Origin of the sequence: Coprococcus sp. AM11-30B (genome assembly GCF_027674365.1) — a bacterium.
GTDB classification, from domain to species: Bacteria; Bacillota; Clostridia; order Lachnospirales; family Lachnospiraceae; genus Allocoprococcus; species Allocoprococcus comes.
This window is the reverse complement of sequence record NZ_JAQDVB010000012.1, coordinates 76,513-95,286: the sequence shown is the minus strand read 5'-3', so window position 1 is coordinate 95,286 and position 18,774 is coordinate 76,513. Positions and strand designations below refer to the sequence as shown.

Genomic DNA, 18,774 nt, shown 5'->3' with positions numbered 1-18,774 from the left:
ATATATGAGCAGAGAAATGTTTTCAGGAAATCTGAGAAACAGATTACATAGCGATGAATGGCTCATCTGGCAGGATCAGTATGAGGCAAAAGAGAATCTCAAATATGAGAGTTTGTTTGCACTTTCCAATGGCTACCTCGGAATCCGGGGAAGTCATGAGGAAGGAACAAAGATTACACTTCCATATCTTTATATCAATGGAGTGTTTGACAAGTCAGAGACATTTATGCGTGAACTTTCCACACTTCCGAACTGGCTTGGAATCAGACTTTATGTAGAAAAAGAATTGATTGGAATTGAAGACTGTGAAATTTTGGAATTTTCAAGAGTGCTTGATATGAAAGGAGCTTTTCTTGGAAAGAGAGTTCGTCTGAAGGACTCAAAAGGAAGAGAGACTTTGATCGAAGGAATCCGGTTTGTGAGCAGAAACAATGTACACAGGATGGGAATCCGGCTTTATGTGACACCGCTCAACTACAGTGGAATCATTGAAGTAGAAAGTATTATTGATGGTACGATCATTAATTTTTATGATGCACCACGCTTTAAGGTAAAACATACTTATATGACAGCGAATGAAAAGCTGGCAGCAGATGGATGTTATGTGGAAGTTGCAACCAGAGAAAATCATCTGCATGTAGGTTGTGGATGCCGTATCGAAGCTTATGCAGATGGAAAACAGATTCTTGGAAACAGAATGATAAGCAGATTTGGTGAGCAGAGTGTGGAATTTGGTGATATCCATGTAGAAGAAGGAAAAGAAGTAGAAATCGTAAAATATGTTTCGATGTATACAGAAAGAGAATGCCCGGCTTATGCTCTTCATACAACAATCGAAAAAGAAATTGAAGGATTTGTTGAAACGGGATTTGATCAGGAACTGAAAGCGCATGAAGATGTTTATAAGAATATGTGGGAAAATGCAGATATTCAGATTACAGGGGATGATGAATTGAACCGTGCAGTCCGTTTTAACATCTTCCATCTGATGAGTACGGGAAACGAACATGATGACCATGTGAATGTTGGGGCAAAGCTTTTAACAGGAGAAGAATATGGTGGACATGCTTTCTGGGATACCGAACTTTTTATGCTTCCGTTTTTCTCATGGGTATTTCCGAAGACTGCACAGAATCTGGAAAATTACAGATACCATCTTCTGGATGCAGCGCGTGCAAATGCACATAAGAATGGATATAAAGGAGCACAGTATCCGTGGGAGTCAGCAGATGATGGTACAGAGCAGTGTCCGGACTGGACCATTGAGCCGGATGGAACCTGTTATAGATGTTATGTTGCGGTATATGAGCATCATGTAACAGCAGCAGTTGCTTATGGAATCTATAATTATGTTAAGATCACGCAGGATATGGATTTCCTTTACAGCAAAGGAGCGGAGATTCTGACAGAGACAGCAAGATTTTGGGCAAGCCGCTGTGAGTACAACAAAGAGCAGGATCGTTATGAAATCAATCAGGTAACGGGACCGGATGAATGGCATGAACCGGTTAATAATAACCTCTATACCAATTATCTGGCGAGATGGAATCTCGGATATGTTCTTTCACTGCTTGCATCAATCAAGAAAGAGAATCAGAAAGCGTATGATATCCTGATCGAAAAGACAGGACTTACAGAGGCGGAAACTGCACACTGGAAAGAAGTGCAGGAAAAGATGTATCTGCCAAGAAAAGAAGGCACAAGACTTCTGGAACAGTTTGAAGGATATTTCGAGCTTGATAATGTAACAATCGAAAAATATGATGAGAATGACTGGCCAGTACGTCCGGATGCACTTAAGACAAAAAGAGCAAGAGAGACACAGATCAATAAGCAGGCAGATGTTGTTATGCTGTTACACCTTATGGGAAATGAATTTGATGAAGAAACGATTAAAGAAAACTACGCTTATTACGAAAAGCGTACACTTCATGGTTCTTCATTGAGTCCGAGTATTTTCTCTGTTATGGGGCTTAAAGTAGGGGATGATTCAAAAGCATATCGGTATCTTCGCCGCGCAGCCTTTATTGACCTGTTGAATATGCAGGGAAATACAAGAGAAGGAATCCATGCGGCAAATACTGGTGGAGTATGGCAGACAATTGTATTTGGGTTTGCAGGTGTAGCGCAAAGAGAAGATGGTATGTTGAAAGTTCATCCGAATATGCCAAAGGAATGGCAGGGATTAACATTCCGTCTGCATTATAGAGGGGCATGGCTTGAAATTACAGCAGATGGAAGTAATCAGGCAAAGGTCATTCGTCTTGCAGGAGAACCTGTAGAAGCTGAAATAAATGGAAAAGTAACAACAATCTAAAAAAGAGACGGGAGGATATATGATGAAAAAATGGCTGGCAATCGGAGGACTTATACTGGTTACGGTCATATGGGGAGGCGGCTTTGTCGCAAGTGATATGGCACTGGGAAGCATGAAGCCTTTCCAGATTATGATGGTAAGATTTTTGTTGGCATCTGTGCTGATGGGGATGATCAGCATGGGACAGCATAAAAAAGAAGGGAAACTTGAGAATCGTGCAGGTGCAATAAAAGCAGGTATTCTGATGGGAATTGCACTTTTTGCAGGATTTGCACTTCAGATTATCGGTCTGCAATATACAACACCTTCCAAAAATGCATTCCTTACAGCACTGAATGTAGTTATAGTGCCGTTCATTGCATTTATAATTTTGAAGAAGAAAGTAGGCATGAAAGGAATCATTGGAGCAATCATGTCCGTTATTGGAGTAGCACTGCTTTCTTTGAATGGAAATCTTACACTGAGTCTGGGAGATGGTCTTACACTTCTCTGTGCGGTAGGATTTGCGTTCCAAATCTTTTTTACCGGAGAATTTGTGAAAAAATATCCGGCATCTGTACTGAACATGGTGCAGATGATCACAGCATTTGTATTATCGGCAGTCAGTCTTGTGATTTTTGGAGAGAACGATTTTCAGGTTACAACACAGGGATGGTTAAGTGTTTTGTATCTGGGAGTAATCAGTACGACTGTATGTTATCTGCTCCAGACCGCATGCCAGAAGTATGTAGATGAGACAAAAGCAGCGATTGTACTTTCAATGGAATCTGTATTTGGAACGATTTTTTCTATCATCATTCTGCATGAAGTGATTACACTTCGCATGGTGATCGGATGTGCGATCATCCTGGCCGCTGTCATCATTTCTAACTTGTCTGAAACAGAAGGAGAAGCAAAAGATGAAGAAATACAATGCAGTAATTTTTGATTTGGATGGAGTAATCTGTCATACAGATAAATATCATTATCAAGCATGGAAAGCAGTTGCAGATGAACTGGGAATCTATTTTGATGAAGAAATCAATAACCGACTCAGAGGGGTGAGCCGTATGGAAAGTTTTGAAATTATTCTGGAACGCTATGAAGGAGAAATGAGCGAAGAAGAGAAAGAATGCTGGACAACAAAGAAAAATGATATCTATAAAGAACTTCTGAAAAATATGAGTCCTGCAGATCTGTCTGCAGAAGTAAAGGAAACATTGGATGATCTTCGTGCGAATGGATATAAACTGGCGATTGGATCATCCAGTAAAAACGCAAGATTTATTCTCGGGCAGTTGGGACTTGGAGAGTATTTCGATGCAATTTCAGACGGAAATAATATTTCAAAATCAAAGCCGGATCCGGAAGTATTTGTGAAAGCAGCAGAGTATGTAGACGAACAGGCTGATAAGTGTTTGGTTGTAGAAGATGCAAAAGCAGGACTGCAGGCAGCAATCGCAGGGGGAATGGATTGTGCTGCTATCGGGGATGCAGTTGCAAGCGGACTTGGAACCTATAATCTGTCTGCATTTGCAGATCTTTTGAAAGTTACGGCTAAGTAAGAAAGAAGATGACTAGAATGAATGAAAAATTTTTAAATAACCTTCTTAACAGTATTTCGGTATCGGGTTATGAGGAGCAGGTGCAGGATATTGTAACAGAAGAAATGAAAGAATATACAGATGAGATTCGCCGTGATGAGATGCAAAATCTGACATGTATTCTGAATCCGGAAAACGATGTACGTATCATGCTTTCGGCACATGCAGATGAAATCGGACTTATGATTTCGAACATCCGGGAAGATGGAAGACTGCAGGTGATTGACCGAGGCGGAATTGTTCCGGCAACTTATCCGGGACGTCAGGTGCGTATCAAGACAAAAAACGGAGAGGTTTACGGTGTTGTCGAAGCATATCGTGATTTGTTCAAAGAAGAAAATCTGGGAACAAAACATTTTCTGATCGATATTGGGGCGAAAGATAGAGAAGATGCTTTAAAGAATGTAAGTCTGGGAGATCCGATTGTTCCGGATACACATATTCGTAAGATGAAAAATGGTAAATTTACAGCCAGAGCATTGGATGACAGACTTGGTGTTTATATCATTATGGAAGCAATCAAGAGAGCGAAAGAGCTTGGATGTAAAGTTGGTGTCTATGGAGCTTCTACAACTGGAGAGGAGACAACGAAAACCGGAGCTTTCTGGACCAGTACACGGATTAATCCGACACTTGCGATTGTTGTGGATGTGACTTACACAAGCGACTGCAGTGGAATGAATCCGGCTGAGATGGGAACGGTTCTTCTGGGGGGTGGACCGGTTCTTTGCAACAGTCCGATCGTGGCAAAAACTTTAAATGCCAAAATGGAAGAATGTGCAAAAAAAGTAGGAATTCCAGTTCAGAGAGAAGCTGCAAGCAGGCTTAGTTATACGGATGGAGATAAGATTCATTTTTCAAATCAGGGCGTACCGATGGTATTGGTATCAATCCCGCTTCGTTATATGCACATGCCTGCAGAGGTAGCAGATGAAAAAGATGTGGAAGGTTGTGTGGAATTGATAGCACAGTTTCTTGCAAACTATAATGCGTAGAAAATAAAAAACGGTATTTACTCGTGAAGATGAGTAAATACCGTTTTTTGTATTCTGTCCTGTGAATGAATCGAACGCACATCCACTGGGACAGGATTTAGAAAAATACATTTCCCCCAACGTTGATCCCGGACATTCCGGTACTTGCGCTTCGGAACTGGTAACATCCGCTTACGGATGCAAGCCGTGCTCCGCCGAGCGCTTCCTGAGCGACCTGATAGCATAAGGATACAGGTCCGCTTTGCAAGACGCGGCTTAAGCTTCCGTCCCAGGTTGGAGCAAACTGACCGCTCTGGTAGACGACACCGCTGATCGTATTCGGATACAGCGGACTTTCTACACGGTTCATGATGACTGTAGCAACGGCAAGAATACCGTCATAATTGTAACCGCCAGCTTCACACTGCAGAATTGCAGCAAAGAGAACCAGATCTGTGGTCTCGGCAGGAGTATCCGGAACTGTAATCGTCGTATTGCCGCCGGAACTACCGGAATCCGTGTTCCCGGAGCTGCTTGAAGTATTATTGGCAGCAGTCTGTGCAGCTTCTGCCTGTCGTTGTTGTTCTGCAGCTTCTTCTTCCTGTTTTTTCTTAAGTGCGGCAGCAGCGGCTACCTGTGCTTCTTTTGCTTTTGCCAGTGCTTCGGATGAAGCCTGAAGTTCACCGGAAGTAGAGGAAATCTTATCATTCAGTTCCTGTTCCTGTTGGTCGAGATTTGTTTTCATCTCTGCCAGAGAAGCCTGCTCTGCTTTCAGATCAGAGTCCTTTTTAGCGACAAGCTCGTGAACCTTCTGTAATTCATCCAGCATATTTCTGTCGTATTCTGTAATGTTCTTGACAAATTCTGCTTTGTTTAAGAAATCTCCCATGCTTTCAGAAGAAAAGATGATCTGCAAGAGTGACGTATTTCCTGTTTCGTACATATATTTGATTCTTTTCTTCATAGCATCATACTGTAACTGCTCGTCCAGTTTTGCGGCGGCAAGATCCAGTTCTGCTTTCTGTACGGAAGCATCCGTATCCTCAATTTTTGATGCAAGATCTGTGATCTCAGCGCTGAGACTTGTGAGGTCCTGATTCAGAGAGTCGAGCTGGTTCTGAAGACCGTTTGTCTGTTTTTCGAGAGAGTCTACAGTGTCATCGGCGTAAGCTTTTGTAAACGGGGAACAGACCAGGGCAGCGGTAAGGAGTGCGATGGTTGTCCTTGAAAATGCTTTTAACCTTTTCTTCATAATTCTTCCTTTCTTCAAAATTGAGCCTTTATCAGTATACTATAAAATGCCTGAATCCGCAAATTTTGTTATACATGCACGGGGAATCGTGTTATACTAAGATTTGAAATGTATTTTTAGCTTTACCATAAATGAGGGAATTATTCATGAAAAAGATAAAAATGATAGGGCTTGATCTGGATGGTACTTTACTGAATGATAAGAAAGAACTGACCAGTCATACAAGAGAAATACTTACACGTGCGATCGACCAGGGAGTAACAGTACTGGTTGCAACAGGGCGTCCGGTGACAGGGATCCCAGAAGTGCTCCGTAATTTTCCGGGGATGCGGTACGCACTGACATCGAACGGCGGAAGGATCCTGGATTTACAGGAAGACAAAGTACTTTATGCCAATATGCTCTCTTATGAGATGGGCGCGGCGATCCTTAAGATTTTTGGAGATTATGATACGTTCAAGGAGATCTATTTTGATGGAAGAGGTTTCGTACAGGCAGATGAACTTTTGAAAGTCGGAGAGTATCTGCGGAATCCTGCGATGGCAGATTATATCCGAACCACCCGCAAAGGCATTACGAGTCTCTGGGAGAAGATGGAAGAGATGAATGGGCATGAGATGGATAAGATCCATGCACTTTTTAAGAATCAGGACGAACGGCTGGAAGCAAAGCAGCGGATCATGGAGCTTGGGAATTTAAGCATTAGTGATTCGATGGGAACGAACCTGGAGATCAATGCACCGGGAGTCAACAAAGGCATGGGACTGATCCAGCTCGGCAGGTTTCTTGGAATTGAACGGGAAGAGATCATGGCATGCGGGGATGGCAACAATGACCTGATGATGTTAAAAGAAGTCGGATTTGGTGTTGCGATGGCAAACGGAGCAGATGAAGTAAAAGAGGTGGCAGATTATATCACATTGTCCAATGAGGAGGATGGCGTGGCGGCTGCCATTGAAAAATTTGTATTGAATCCCGAGAGGGGATAGAAAGAGGGAAAAATGTTAGATATTTTAATTGCTGTCATTCTGGGTATCGTGGAAGGTATCACAGAATGGCTTCCAATCAGTAGTACAGGGCATATGATTCTGGTAGAGCAGTTCTTACATATGAGTACAAGTCATGAATTCAACAGTATGTTCCGTGTTGTGATCCAGCTCGGTGCAATTATGGCGGTCGTTGTTCTGTATTTCAATAAGCTGAATCCGTTTTCAAAGAGAAAATCAGCGAAGCAGAAGAGAAATACAATCAACCTGTGGTGCAAAATCGTTGTGGCTTGTCTGCCGGCAGCTGTGATCGGGCTGTTATTCGATGATATCCTTGACAAGTATCTTTACAATTATGTAGTTGTTGCACTGATGCTGATCATTTATGGTATCTTCTTCATTCTGATTGAGAAAAAGAATGAGCACACCAGACCGCAGATTACAAAGCTGACCGAGCTAACCTATCAGATGGCACTGATCATCGGAGGTTTCCAGGTCCTGGCATTAATCCCGGGTACTTCCCGTTCAGGAGCAACCATCCTTGGTGCGCTGCTCATCGGAACCTCCCGTTATGTGGCAACAGAATTTACCTTCTATCTTGCGATTCCGGTTATGTTCGGAGCAAGTCTTTTAAAGGTTATCAAATTCGGATTTCATTATACCGCGATCGAAGTAGTCATTCTGCTTGTAGGATGCCTGGTAGCGTTCTTCGTATCCGTATTTGCGATCAAGTTTTTGATGGGATATATCAAGAAGCATGACTTTAAGGCATTCGGTTATTACCGTATCGTACTTGGAGTTCTGGTACTTCTTTATTTCCTGATCTTTGGCTAAAAGAGAATAATCACGAAAAAAAGTGGGAATTTATGCAAAAAAATGTATAAAAACCCACTTTGTTTTTTCTTTATAACATGATAGAATAGGGGAAATGGATAAAATTTGGAGGTTGGTATTATGAAAATGAAAAAAGTAATCAGTGTTGTACTTGCATGTGCATGCGTATTCAGTTTTGCAGCTTGTGGATCAAAGAGTGATTCATCAAAGAGTGACTCTGCAAAATCAGACAAGAAAGAAAAGCTTGTTATGGCTACAAACGCAGAATTCCCACCATTTGAATACTATGACGGAGATGAAGTTGTCGGAATTGATGCAGAATTCGCAGCAGCGATCGCTGACAAACTTGGAATGGATCTGAAGATTGAAGATATGGCATTTGATTCTATTATCCCGGCCGTTCAGAGTGGGAAAGCAGATATCGGAGCAGCAGGTATGACTGTAACAGAAGACCGTGCTACACAGGTTGATTTCTCTGACAGCTATTACACAGGAGTTCAGGTTATCATTGTAACAGATGACAGTGATATTACAGAACCGGATGATCTGAAAGGAAAGAAGATTGGTGTTCAGCAGGGAACAACAGGGGATATTTATTCTACAGATGATTTCGGTGATGATAATGTAGAGCGTTTCAACAAAGGTATGGAAGCTGTACAGGCTCTGCAGCAGGGCAAGATCGATGCAGTGATCATTGATAACCAGCCGGCTAAGACATTCGTAGAAGAAAATGAAGGTCTGAAGATCCTGGAGACTTCTTATGTAGAAGAAGACTATGCACTGGCAATCAAAAAAGGTAATGATGATCTGGTTAAGAAAGTCAATGATGCGATCAAAGAGTTAAAAGAAGATGGAACATTTGATAAAATCGTTGCAAAATATATTACAGACTAATCGGGTACAGACTGGTGGTGTCTTATGAGTGATTTTAAAGCAAGATTTATAATGAATTTTATAAAAGATGACAGATGGCACTACATTGCAGACGGACTTAAGGTTACATTAATTGTAACCTTTTGTGCTGTCCTGATCGGTGTAGTTCTCGGATTCCTTCTGGCAATTGTCCGTTCCACATACGATAAGACCGGCAAGCTGAAGCTCCTGAATCTGATCTGCCAGATTTACATCACGGTCATCCGTGGTACACCGGTTGTTGTACAGCTGCTTATCATTTACTTTGTAATTTTTGCAAGTGTGGATGTCAGTAAGACGATCGTAGCGATTCTGGCATTTGGTATGAACTCCAGTGCTTATGTTGCTGAGATTTTCCGTTCCGGTATTATGGCAGTTGATAACGGACAGTTTGAGGCAGGACGAAGCCTTGGATTTAATTATCGTCAGACAATGATCTATATTATCATGCCGCAGGCGTTTAAAAATGTCCTTCCGGCACTTGGAAACGAATTTATCGTTCTCTTAAAAGAGACTTCTGTTGCCGGATATATTGCCCTTCAGGATCTGACAAAGGGCGGAGATATCATTCGAAGCAGAACCTACGATGCGCTTATGCCACTGATGGCAGTTGCGATCATTTACCTGGTTATGGTTATGATCTTCAGTAAACTGGTAAGTATGCTGGAAAGGAGGCTAAGGAACAGTGACCACTAATGGAGATGTATTGATCCGTGTAGAAAATCTGCAGAAAGCATTTGGCGATTTTCATGCACTGAATGGAATTACAGAAGAGATCCACAAAGGAGAAGTTGTGGTAATCATCGGGCCGTCAGGATCCGGAAAATCTACATTCCTCCGTTCCCTGAACCTTCTGGAGGTGCCGACCGGAGGTCATATTTATTTTGAAGGTGTGGATATTACAGATGCAAAGGTAGATATCGACAAACATCGTCAGAAGATGGGAATGGTGTTCCAGCACTTTAATCTTTTCCCACATAAGACGATTCTTGAAAATATCACACTGGCTCCGATCAAGCTCCTGAAAAAGGATAAAGCAGAGGCAGAAAAAGAAGCAAGAGTACTTCTTAAGAGGGTTGGACTGGAAGAGAAGGCAGATTCTTATCCGTCACAGCTTTCCGGTGGACAGAAGCAGCGGATCGCGATCGTGCGTTCCCTTGCCATGAACCCGGATGTAATACTCTTTGATGAACCGACATCCGCACTGGATCCGGAGATGGTTGGAGAAGTACTGGAGCTGATGAAACAGCTTGCCCAGGAAGGCATGACCATGGTTGTTGTTACACATGAAATGGGATTTGCAAGAGAGGTTGCTGACCGTGTCATGTTTGTGGATGAAGGAAGAGTAAAAGAGCAGGGAACTCCGGAAGAGTTCTTTGCAAATCCCAAGGATGAGCGATTAAAGGAATTCCTGTCAAAGGTTTTGTAAAAATAAAGAAATATAAAAGAAAAAAGTTCTGTTTTCTTAAGAGACAGAACTTTTTTCTTTAAGAATTGCGAAAGACTATTGCTATTTTTTTATTTATGTATAGTATCCTGACTTTTGCAGCTAAATGGATATAAAACATCCGTCAAACTCAGTAAACAAAAGGCTTTCAAGCAATAAGCGAACGTATGTTACTGCAAAACTGTGGACAACTTGTAGTAAATCTGATATGCTAAAACATACAAAGGTAATATGAAAGTGAGATTTTTATGAAAGAAATACATGATATTGTCAGAAATGACTATGGCAAAATAGCCTTAGAGGAAACAAACGCAACAATTTTATCTGGAAACTCTTCTTCGGAAACCATGTCATCCAGTGTTGGTTATACCCCTGATGATCTGGCACTTGCTCCAGTTGAATCAAATCTTGGACTTGGATGTGGTAATCCGCACCGTAAAGCAGATATCCAGCCCGGTGAAATCGTCCTGGATCTCGGGAGCGGCGCTGGCCTTGATTGTTTCATCGCCGGAAAAGTCGTCGGTCGCCGTGGTCGTGCCATTGGTGTTGATATGACTCCGGAAATGTTGTCCCGTGCACGTAAAATTGCGAAAGAAAATCGAATACGGAATGTAGAATTTCGCTTGGGAGAAATCGAAAACCTCCCCATTGCCGACAACACTGCTGATGTCTGTATTTCTAATTGTGTCATTAATATGTCTGACAACAAACCAAGAGTTTATCGCGAAATTCTTCGCGCACTGAAGCCTGGTGGTCGCATTTCCATCTGCGACATCGTAATCATGAAAGAACTGACACCGGAAATGCAAAATGATGAAGCAATGCATTCTTGTTGAGTGTCTGGTGCTTCTTCGGTTGAAGATTTAGAAAAAATAATAAAAGCTGCCGGCTTTATAGATATTAATATTGTCACAAAACCAGTCTCTCGGGAATACGAAGAAAAATGGGGCCGCTCGCTCTCTATTGGTGAGTATATTATGTCCTCTGCAATTAACGCAAAGAAACCATTATAATATTCCTTTTCATGCAAAAATGATTCACAAAGATTTCCTTTAATTATAGGAAATAATACAAACTTGTCTACCTACCACGAACAATTTTTCGGAACTTTTCTCCATTTATGTACAATTGTTTTGTGAAAAATCTAACTTTTCCAAATTCTCTTGCAAAATAGGTCTCAATATCCTATCATATAACCTGACTTTTGCAGCTAAATGGATATAAAACACCCGTCAAACTCAGTAAACAAAAGGCTTTCAAGCAATAAGCGAACGTATGTTACTGCAAAACTGTGGAGTTCTTTGCAAATCCTAAGGATGAGCGTTTAAAGGAATTCCTGTCAAAGGTTCTGTAAAAATAAAGAAATATAAAAGAAAAAAGTTCTGTTTTCTTAAGAGACAGAACTTTTTTCTTTAAGAATTGTGAAAGACTATTGCTATTTTTTTATTTATGTATAGTATAGATTGTATGAAGAAAATAAAAACTATAATTCCACTTATTATTACATTTTGTATGAATGCTGTGGTATACTGGGGAGTGCCACTATTACGGACGGGAATCAAGACTCATAATCTTTCTGGTCCGGCGGATGAAGTGATTCCTTTTATGCCACAGTTTATTATTATTTATTTTGGCTGTTATCTTTTCTGGGTAGTGAACTATTTCATGGCATCGATGCGGGAGGAGAAAGTGAAATACCGGTTTTTTACTGCGGATTTTTATGCGCGGCTGGTATGTATGCTGTGCTTTATTTTTTATCCGACCACGAATACGAGACCGGTTCTGACAGGGACGGATATCTGGACGCAGGCAGTACGGTTTCTGTATACGGTTGATAAGCCGATCAACCTGTTTCCGTCCATTCACTGCATGGCAAGCTGGTTCAGCTATATTGCGGTCAGGAAGAATCGGAAGATTCCCAACTGGTATAAAGCTTTTTCAGTCCTGATGACGGTACTGGTTGTGATTTCGACACTGGCGCTTAGGCAGCATGTATGGCAGGATGCAGTAGCAGGAATTCTTCTTGCAGAAGTAACCTGGCAGATCAGCAGACGGACAAATGGATGGCAGATCTATCGGCGTCTGACAGAAAAAATAGCAAATAAACTTGGAAACTGGACAGGAATGAAGAGAGATGGAAAATAAAAAGAAGACGATCTTCAATGTCATATTTTTGCTGGTGGTATTTGCCGGTACAATGTATGGCGTATTTCATGGGGAAGATATTGGTGAGATTGTGAAGATCCTGGGGCAGGTCAATGTATTATGGCTGATTCCGGGAGTGATCTGTGTTGTGGTTTTTATCTGGGGAGAATCGATCATTATCTATTATATGATGCGGACACTGAAAATCCGGCTGAAAAAATGGACATGTTTTTTGTTTTCATCGGTTGGATTCTTCTTCAGCTGTATCACACCTTCGGCATCTGGAGGACAGCCGGCACAGATTTATTATATGAAAAAAGAAAAGATACCAATACCGGTTTCAACGCTGGTGCTGATGATCGTTACGATCACTTATAAACTGGTACTGGTGGTTGTCGGATTGTGGCTGGTACTGTTCGGACAGGGATTTATCCATAAGTATCTCTGGAGTATCCGGCATATCTTTTATCTGGGGACAGCTCTGAACGTTTTCTGCGTGACGGCGATGCTGGTGCTGGTGTTTCATCCGCGGCTTGCAAGAGAAATCCTGGTAAGAGGAATGGCACTGCTTGAAAAGCTGCACTTTCTACGCCATAAGGAAGCGCGTATTGAAAAGCTGAATGCATCAATGGACCAGTACCGGGATACAGCAGTTTTTCTGAAGGAGCACAAGCAGGTAATCGTGAATGTATTTGCAATCACCATGTTCCAGCGGTTTGCGCTGTTTACGGCTACATGGTTTGTATATAAGGCATTTGGACTTGGTGGTGCAAAAGCAGTCGCAGTCATTACACTGCAGGCGGTCATTGCGGTATCGGTAGATATGCTTCCTCTGCCGGGAGGTATGGGAATCAGTGAAAAATTATTTACCATGATTTTTATTCCGGTATTCGGAAAACGGCTTCTTTTGCCGGGAATGATCCTGAGCCGTGGGCTTGGATATTATACAGAACTGGGGCTGAGCGCCCTGCTTACGATCGTAGCAAACTTTACAATTGGAAGAAAGAGGGAGATAGAATGTTAGGGGTTTATGATTATACGGTAGTACTTACATATGTCAGCTTGATGGTATCGGTCGGAGGAATGATGTTTGCAGTGAACGGGCATCTGCACCTGGGTGTCATGTGTCTTGCAATCTCCGGGCTTTGTGATATGTTCGATGGAAAGATCGCACGGACGAAAAAGAACCGGACAGAGGTGGAAAAGCGTTTTGGGATCCAGATTGATTCTTTAAGTGATATCGTCTGCTTCGGAGCTTCACCGGCTGTTCTTTGTTACTGCTTTGGAATGCGTGGAGTGATCGGTGTGGCAATCCTGATGTTCTATGTGCTTGCAGGTCTGATCCGCCTTGCATGGTTCAATGTAATGGAAGAACAGCGGCAGGAAGAAACCTCAGAGAAGAGAGAATGCTACCAGGGACTTCCGATCACTTCGATGGCAATCGCACTTCCGCTTGTGGTTGTCTTAAAACCATTTTTAGGTTGTGAATTTATGCTTGCGCTTCATGTGGTCATGCTGGTGGTCGGCATTTTGTTTATCACCAATTTCAAACTGAAAAAGCCGAAAAATGTGACCATGGGTGCGATTGTAGCTGTTGTGGCAATGGCAGTGATCGCTATTCTGGTTCGGCACTATATGCGTTATATGAGTATGATGTAATGAAACCAGGTTATGAGCAGGCAGCAAAATGAAGGGCTGAGATCTGCCTGACAGCTACATTATCAGGCATGGATAAGGCGGACAGGAGGTAGAAAAATGGATTACATGGACAGAGAAGGACATCGGATCAAAAAGACAACCGGACAGGATAAGCTTTTAAAATTTGCTTATACCCATGCGGCAACCAGAATTCTGATGCGTCCACTTCTTTTACCGGCAGTATCCAGACTTGGTGGAAAGCTGCTGAATACGAAGATTTCGGCTGTATTTGCCGGACCGTTTGCAAAGTTCCACGGGATTGATCCGGACAAATATGAGAAGCAGAAATTCGATTCTTACAATGATTTTTTCACGAGAAAAATAAAAGCGGAAGAGCGTCCGGTTAACAGGGAAGATACGGTACTGATCAGTCCATGTGACGGGAAAGTGAGTGTCTATCCAATTCACGAAAACGGACGATTCTTCATTAAACATACACCATATACAACCCACAGCCTCATTCGCGATGCAAAGCTTGCCAGACATTATATGGGAGGCTGGGCGGTAGTGATCCGTCTTACAGTAGACGATTACCACAGATACTGCTACGTGGCGGATGGAGAAAAGACCTATCAGAGAAGGATTCCGGGAATTTTTCACACTGTAAATCCGATTGCAAATGATATCTGCCCGATCTACAAAATGAACAGCAGAGAATACTGTCTTGTAAAAAATGAAAAACTCGGCACCGTCCTGATGATGGAAGTCGGTGCACTGATGGTCGGAAAGATCCGAAATTATAAAAAAGAACGCTGCCAGGTAAAACGCGGCGAAGAAAAAGGAAGATTTGAATTCGGAGGTTCAACGGTTGTGCTGCTCCTGGAGCCAGATAAAGTCTTGCCAGACAGTGATCTGATCCGAAACACGTTGCAGGGAGCAGAAACCATTGTGAAGATGGGAGAACGCATAGGGGGAGTTATATAGGCTTGCTGGTTCAAAAGGGACGCGCAGCTGAATGTTTCTATCTTGCCGGACAGGATTGAGGCATTAAGGGACTCTAAAATTTTGAAAAGATGCTAAAAACAGGGGAAGAAATCCACAAACTCGCTGTCGCTCAGACAGTGTGGATTTCTTCCCCTAACGCATCTTCTCAAAACCTAAGATTCCCTAAAAGTCTCAAATGCCGTTAAGACGGAAACATTCAGCTGCGCTGTTCGTTTCAGAAAATTATTTAGCTGCAGCGTCCCCATTTTCACTCTACAACAACCCCTGCATCACCGGCAAAGGTGATTCCACAACGTAATCTGCCGCCTTTTTGGCGAGAGGGTGGCCGGTTGCCATGACATACGCTGTTCCAGCAGCTTTCAGCATCTCGATATCATTCTGCTGGTCTCCGAAGCAGATGCATTCCTCTTTTTTGATCCCGAATTTTTCCATTAGAACTTTCAGTGCCGTTCCTTTATTTGCATTTGGCGCAATAAAATCAATCCAGTGATCCGCAGAAGTTACAACGCGGATTTCATCCCCGATCCTTTTGTGGAAGAAGGGTTCCAGATTCTTTGTGCCACCAAAATCACAGATGGCTGCTTTGATGATCGGTTCTTTGATCGCATACAGATCCGGCACGTAGGTAACGATGTTATGCATATCATTTTCCATATAATCAATGAAACGTTCATCGGTTGAGTCGCTGTAATAAGTATCTTTTACAGAAAGGATACAGTGTCCGGTGTGATAGATCTTCCGGTAGTCCATCAGGGCATCCAGAATATGCCGGATGGTTTTGGATGGGGTCAGACCGGTGGCGAGTACCTCTTCTTTATAGACGCACATGGAACCATTTTCAGCGATATATGGAATGTCAAAGCCGAGAGGAGCGAAAAGCCTGCGGATATTGGCATACTGGCGTCCGCTTGCGGCAGTGAAGATGATTCCTTTTTCATGAAGTGCTTTAATCGTATCATATATTTCTTTCGGCACAGTCTGCTGATAGTTGTGAAGCAGAGTGCCGTCCAGATCACTTGCAACTAATTTGATCATAAATTTCCTCCTGAGTCAAAATAATGATACGCCGGAAACTATGGCGTAAAACTACATTGACAGTATAGCAAAAATGAGAAGGGCAGGCAATGCAGAGCTGAAAAGAGAAAAAACAAATGCTAAAATTTGAGAAAGCGGATAAGCAGGAGGTGACGAAATGCAGCAAAGCGGAAAAGATGTAAAACGGACACTGGGACAGAAGACAGAGGATCGACTGATGAAATATATTCTGGATAAACCGGTAAAAATAGGAGAGAGGATACCTACTGAAGGTGAACTGACAGAATTATTTGAAGTTGGACGAAGTACGGTAAGAGGGGCGGTTAAAGGGCTGGTCACAAGAGGCGTGCTGGAAGTGCGCAGAGGAGACGGAACTTATGTCATCAGTACCATTTATATGGAAAATGATGTTCTCGGGTTTGGAAATGTGGAGGACCGTTATCGGTTGGCACTGGATCTGTTTGATGTACGTCTGATGATCGAACCGGAGATTGTAACCTGGGCGTGCAGAAAAGCAACGGATATGATGAGATGGATAGGATTAATGAATAACATTCGAGCCTGTGCCGATGAGATTGTATTGAATGATATTGTGTATTCCTAACGGATACCAACCGAAGAAGAACTGCTGTCAAACCGATGGCAGTTTTTCTTTTTCGGCAAGTATTCAAGAAGTCATTAAGTTGTGAGTATAATCGAAGTGGTAGAAAAGTTATCTCTTATATCGGTTGTAACTTTTTTATGGACTCTATTGACAAGAAAACTTGGCGTGTGTATAATTAAAATATGCAAAGAAAACTTGGTGTGGAGGTGTTTTTATGAAAAAGGACGAAATCTTAAATGCAAGCAGAAAAGAACATCGCAATAAGGACTTGGCTGAAATGGAAGTGGTATATCAAGCCGGAAGTCACGCAAGCAGAGTTGGTGCTTTAGTGTGTTGTTTGCTTTCGCTGTTATCTTCTGTGCTTGCTCATACTATGATTTACAGTCCGTGGGTTATATACTTCAGCATTATTGCAACACAATGGTTAGTTCGTTTTATCAAAATGAAGCGAAAGAGCGATTTGCTCTTGACTGTTCTGTTTTTTGTGCTTTCCATTTTGGCATTTGTTGGATTTGTTAGCCATCTTTTAGAGGTGAGAATATGAAAGAACAATTACAACTGAAAAATCACTTAAAGGAAGTTCGCACAGAAGCAAATCTTTCTCAAGCTCAGCTTGCAGAAATGGTAGGGGTATCAAGAAATACCATTAGTTCTATTGAAACAGGACAGTTTAATCCAACTGCAAAATTGGCTCTAATTCTTTGTATTGCATTGGACAAAAAATTTGAGGAACTATTCTATTTTTAGGAGGTCATTATGGAAAATATTATAATGTTGATTTTGGGAGTGTTCATATCTGTTGTGGGAATTGTAAATATCAAAGGCAATATCAGCACAATTCACTCTTATAACAGGCGAAAAGTAAAGGAAGAAGATATACCAAAGTATGGAAAAACAGTCGGCACAGGAACGCTGATTATAGGAATATCTCTTGTATTAGGTTTTATTGTTTCGTTTTGGAGTGAAATAATTATAGATTATATCATTCTTCCAGCAGTTATTGTCGGATTAGGCTTTATATTGTATGGACAGTTCAAATACAATAAAGGAATTTTTTGAGAATCAGGGAGGTATAAAGATGGAATTGAACACAATATCAGGTCTGGCGATAGCGGGAGTTATCTGCTGTTTGCCATGCTGTTGGAGCAACAGCTGCATGTTCTTGTCATTCAGTTCTGCGGACTGAACGCACAGAGCAGGCCATGGCTTTACTATGTGTACGCGGCTTTGGCTGCAGCGGTTTTTGAAGAGACCGGAAGACTGATTGCCATGAAGTTCTGGATGAAGAAATGGCTGGATTTTCCAAATGCACTGATGTATGGAATCGGGCATGGCGGTGTGGAGGCCATTCTGATCGGAGGACTCTCCGGAATCAGCAATCTTGTGTCCATGCTGATGATCAACAGCGGAGCCATGCAGAATACGCTGGCGGCACTTCCTGCTGAGTCTGCAAACCAGACCGTGTCACAGCTGTCGGCCCTATGGACAACACCGGCACCACTCTTTTTTGTAAGCGGAATCGAAAGAATCAGTGCAATCATTCTGCATATCGGGTTGTCACTGCTGATCTACCGGGCGGTAAAGGCAGGCAAATGCAGGACAGCGGCTTTTACAGCGGTTCTTGCATATGGGATTCATTTTATCGTGGACTTCTTTGCCGTGGCAGGTCCGGCGCTTCTTCCCATCTATGTGATTGAAATTGGTGTCTTTGTGATGGCAGCCGGAACTCTTGTTATGGCGCTGAAGATGGGAAGGATGGAAGAACTGTGAATTCCAGTTTTCTGCTATCATAAAACAGAATATATCTGACAGAACACACCGTAGAAATACGGTGTTTTTTGTTACCCAAAACCCATAATTCAATACATAACCACAGGTTAGTACAAATAACTTATGTGCTTTTTTGAAAGGCTTAGAAAGGTACCAGCGGTCATGTAAACAAGGTATGGTTTTCTTTCAGCGCATTTTTTATCAAGGAACTGATAGACAGGTTCGTTTACAGGCTTGGAGAAAACTTAGAGAAACTCAAGGAAAACGGATTC

At 42.2% G+C, this 18,774-nt stretch carries 21 protein-coding genes; 19 read left to right on the top strand and 2 right to left on the bottom strand.

Annotation, left to right across the window (positions count from 1 at the left end):
• Nucleotides 1-4: 4 nt before the first annotated feature.
• The 4 genes from PGU50_RS09730 to PGU50_RS09715 are packed head-to-tail and all read left to right on the top strand — an operon-like array spanning nt 5 to nt 4,895.
• Entirely contained in the window at nt 5-2,317 is a 2,313-nt protein-coding gene (locus tag PGU50_RS09730) for a glycoside hydrolase family 65 protein (RefSeq protein ID WP_270246824.1), read from the top strand.
• Between the two features lie 22 nt (nt 2,318-2,339).
• Nucleotides 2,340-3,245: a DMT family transporter gene (locus tag PGU50_RS09725; protein WP_118217630.1), complete on the top strand. Its 906-nt coding sequence runs from the start codon at nt 2,340-2,342 to the stop codon at nt 3,243-3,245.
• A complete protein-coding gene (gene pgmB / locus PGU50_RS09720; protein WP_270246823.1) occupies nt 3,217-3,861 on the top strand; it encodes a beta-phosphoglucomutase in 645 nt (214 codons plus the stop codon). Before PGU50_RS09725 ends, pgmB begins: the two co-directional genes overlap by 29 nt.
• 17 nt (nt 3,862-3,878) lie before the next feature.
• Entirely contained in the window at nt 3,879-4,895 is a 1,017-nt protein-coding gene (locus tag PGU50_RS09715) for a M20/M25/M40 family metallo-hydrolase (protein ID WP_270246822.1), read from the top strand.
• 97 nt (nt 4,896-4,992) lie between these two features.
• On the opposite strand, the gene PGU50_RS09710 is transcribed toward PGU50_RS09715, so the two are convergent.
• Nucleotides 4,993-6,126: a cell wall hydrolase gene (locus PGU50_RS09710; protein WP_270246821.1), complete on the bottom strand. Its 1,134-nt coding sequence runs from the start codon at nt 6,124-6,126 to the stop codon at nt 4,993-4,995.
• A gap of 146 nt (nt 6,127-6,272) precedes the next feature.
• On the opposite strand from PGU50_RS09710, the gene PGU50_RS09705 reads away from it, so the two are divergent.
• The 10 genes from PGU50_RS09705 (at nt 6,273) to PGU50_RS09660 (ending at nt 15,072) form a co-directional block, all read left to right on the top strand.
• Nucleotides 6,273-7,115 (top strand): Cof-type HAD-IIB family hydrolase, encoded by an 843-nt coding sequence (locus PGU50_RS09705; protein WP_270246820.1) that lies wholly within the window; start codon nt 6,273-6,275, stop codon nt 7,113-7,115.
• A 12-nt stretch (nt 7,116-7,127) separates the two neighbouring features.
• Nucleotides 7,128-7,946 (top strand): undecaprenyl-diphosphate phosphatase, encoded by an 819-nt coding sequence (locus PGU50_RS09700; RefSeq protein WP_270246819.1) that lies wholly within the window; start codon nt 7,128-7,130, stop codon nt 7,944-7,946.
• Between the two features lie 120 nt (nt 7,947-8,066).
• A complete protein-coding gene (locus tag PGU50_RS09695) occupies nt 8,067-8,840 on the top strand; it encodes a basic amino acid ABC transporter substrate-binding protein (RefSeq protein ID WP_008372628.1) in 774 nt (257 codons plus the stop codon).
• 24 nt (nt 8,841-8,864) lie between these two features.
• On the top strand, nt 8,865-9,554 hold the full coding sequence (locus PGU50_RS09690; RefSeq protein ID WP_008372629.1) for an amino acid ABC transporter permease: 690 nt from the start codon (nt 8,865-8,867) through the stop codon (nt 9,552-9,554).
• Complete coding sequence (locus PGU50_RS09685) at nt 9,544-10,287, top strand: amino acid ABC transporter ATP-binding protein (RefSeq protein ID WP_055261689.1); 744 nt, start codon at nt 9,544-9,546, stop codon at nt 10,285-10,287. Before PGU50_RS09690 ends, PGU50_RS09685 begins: the two co-directional genes overlap by 11 nt.
• Before the next feature lie 266 nt (nt 10,288-10,553).
• A complete protein-coding gene (locus PGU50_RS09680) occupies nt 10,554-11,141 on the top strand; it encodes a methyltransferase domain-containing protein (RefSeq protein ID WP_117823737.1) in 588 nt (195 codons plus the stop codon).
• 769 nt (nt 11,142-11,910) lie between these two features.
• On the top strand, nt 11,911-12,450 hold the full coding sequence (locus PGU50_RS09675) for a phosphatase PAP2 family protein (RefSeq protein WP_242856280.1): 540 nt from the start codon (nt 11,911-11,913) through the stop codon (nt 12,448-12,450).
• Nucleotides 12,440-13,474, top strand: a complete 1,035-nt coding sequence (locus PGU50_RS09670; protein WP_055261693.1) for a lysylphosphatidylglycerol synthase transmembrane domain-containing protein — start codon at nt 12,440-12,442, stop codon at nt 13,472-13,474. The genes PGU50_RS09675 and PGU50_RS09670 overlap by 11 nt, the downstream gene beginning before the upstream one ends.
• Complete coding sequence (locus PGU50_RS09665; RefSeq protein WP_270246818.1) at nt 13,468-14,109, top strand: CDP-alcohol phosphatidyltransferase family protein; 642 nt, start codon at nt 13,468-13,470, stop codon at nt 14,107-14,109. The genes PGU50_RS09670 and PGU50_RS09665 overlap by 7 nt, the downstream gene beginning before the upstream one ends.
• 96 nt (nt 14,110-14,205) lie before the next feature.
• Nucleotides 14,206-15,072 (top strand): phosphatidylserine decarboxylase, encoded by an 867-nt coding sequence (locus PGU50_RS09660; RefSeq protein ID WP_270246816.1) that lies wholly within the window; start codon nt 14,206-14,208, stop codon nt 15,070-15,072.
• A 273-nt stretch (nt 15,073-15,345) separates the two neighbouring features.
• On the opposite strand, the gene PGU50_RS09655 is transcribed toward PGU50_RS09660, so the two are convergent.
• On the bottom strand, nt 15,346-16,128 hold the full coding sequence (locus PGU50_RS09655) for an HAD family hydrolase (protein WP_118217634.1): 783 nt from the start codon (nt 16,126-16,128) through the stop codon (nt 15,346-15,348).
• 157 nt (nt 16,129-16,285) lie between these two features.
• Here PGU50_RS09655 and PGU50_RS09650 point away from each other — a divergent pair, with 157 nt between their 5' ends.
• The 5 genes from PGU50_RS09650 to PGU50_RS09630 all read left to right on the top strand — a co-directional run bounded on the left by PGU50_RS09650 (nt 16,286) and on the right by PGU50_RS09630 (nt 18,502).
• Nucleotides 16,286-16,732 carry a TnpV protein gene (locus PGU50_RS09650; protein ID WP_173825298.1) on the top strand — a complete coding sequence of 149 codons (447 nt, stop codon included), beginning with the start codon at nt 16,286-16,288 and terminating at the stop codon, nt 16,730-16,732.
• Nucleotides 16,733-16,946: 214 nt separating this feature from the next.
• The gene (locus tag PGU50_RS09645; RefSeq protein WP_270246815.1) at nt 16,947-17,276 is read left to right on the top strand and encodes a DUF6442 family protein; all 330 of its coding nucleotides are present in this window, start codon (nt 16,947-16,949) and stop codon (nt 17,274-17,276) included.
• Entirely contained in the window at nt 17,273-17,479 is a 207-nt protein-coding gene (locus PGU50_RS09640) for a helix-turn-helix transcriptional regulator (RefSeq protein ID WP_003865061.1), read from the top strand. The genes PGU50_RS09645 and PGU50_RS09640 overlap by 4 nt, the downstream gene beginning before the upstream one ends.
• 9 nt (nt 17,480-17,488) lie before the next feature.
• A complete protein-coding gene (locus PGU50_RS09635) occupies nt 17,489-17,791 on the top strand; it encodes a hypothetical protein (protein ID WP_008121271.1) in 303 nt (100 codons plus the stop codon).
• Between the two features lie 75 nt (nt 17,792-17,866).
• Nucleotides 17,867-18,502 (top strand): YhfC family glutamic-type intramembrane protease, encoded by a 636-nt coding sequence (locus tag PGU50_RS09630; protein ID WP_243002844.1) that lies wholly within the window; start codon nt 17,867-17,869, stop codon nt 18,500-18,502.
• Nucleotides 18,503-18,774: the final 272 nt, after the last annotated feature.

Coding starts and splice junctions, on each gene's coding strand:
- PGU50_RS09730 (WP_270246824.1), top strand. CDS start 5: ATGAGCAGAGAAATGTTTTCAGGAAATCTGAGAAACAGATTACATAGC.
- PGU50_RS09725 (WP_118217630.1), top strand. CDS start 2,340: ATGAAAAAATGGCTGGCAATCGGAGGACTTATACTGGTTACGGTCATA.
- pgmB (WP_270246823.1), top strand. CDS start 3,217: ATGAAGAAATACAATGCAGTAATTTTTGATTTGGATGGAGTAATCTGT.
- PGU50_RS09715 (WP_270246822.1), top strand. CDS start 3,879: ATGAATGAAAAATTTTTAAATAACCTTCTTAACAGTATTTCGGTATCG.
- PGU50_RS09710 (WP_270246821.1), bottom strand. CDS start 6,126: ATGAAGAAAAGGTTAAAAGCATTTTCAAGGACAACCATCGCACTCCTT.
- PGU50_RS09705 (WP_270246820.1), top strand. CDS start 6,273: ATGAAAAAGATAAAAATGATAGGGCTTGATCTGGATGGTACTTTACTG.
- PGU50_RS09700 (WP_270246819.1), top strand. CDS start 7,128: ATGTTAGATATTTTAATTGCTGTCATTCTGGGTATCGTGGAAGGTATC.
- PGU50_RS09695 (WP_008372628.1), top strand. CDS start 8,067: ATGAAAATGAAAAAAGTAATCAGTGTTGTACTTGCATGTGCATGCGTA.
- PGU50_RS09690 (WP_008372629.1), top strand. CDS start 8,865: ATGAGTGATTTTAAAGCAAGATTTATAATGAATTTTATAAAAGATGAC.
- PGU50_RS09680 (WP_117823737.1), top strand. CDS start 10,554: ATGAAAGAAATACATGATATTGTCAGAAATGACTATGGCAAAATAGCC.
- PGU50_RS09675 (WP_242856280.1), top strand. CDS start 11,911: ATGCCACAGTTTATTATTATTTATTTTGGCTGTTATCTTTTCTGGGTA.
- PGU50_RS09670 (WP_055261693.1), top strand. CDS start 12,440: ATGGAAAATAAAAAGAAGACGATCTTCAATGTCATATTTTTGCTGGTG.
- PGU50_RS09665 (WP_270246818.1), top strand. CDS start 13,468: ATGTTAGGGGTTTATGATTATACGGTAGTACTTACATATGTCAGCTTG.
- PGU50_RS09660 (WP_270246816.1), top strand. CDS start 14,206: ATGGATTACATGGACAGAGAAGGACATCGGATCAAAAAGACAACCGGA.
- PGU50_RS09655 (WP_118217634.1), bottom strand. CDS start 16,128: ATGATCAAATTAGTTGCAAGTGATCTGGACGGCACTCTGCTTCACAAC.
- PGU50_RS09650 (WP_173825298.1), top strand. CDS start 16,286: ATGCAGCAAAGCGGAAAAGATGTAAAACGGACACTGGGACAGAAGACA.
- PGU50_RS09645 (WP_270246815.1), top strand. CDS start 16,947: ATGAAAAAGGACGAAATCTTAAATGCAAGCAGAAAAGAACATCGCAAT.
- PGU50_RS09640 (WP_003865061.1), top strand. CDS start 17,273: ATGAAAGAACAATTACAACTGAAAAATCACTTAAAGGAAGTTCGCACA.
- PGU50_RS09635 (WP_008121271.1), top strand. CDS start 17,489: ATGGAAAATATTATAATGTTGATTTTGGGAGTGTTCATATCTGTTGTG.
- PGU50_RS09630 (WP_243002844.1), top strand. CDS start 17,867: ATGCTGTTGGAGCAACAGCTGCATGTTCTTGTCATTCAGTTCTGCGGA.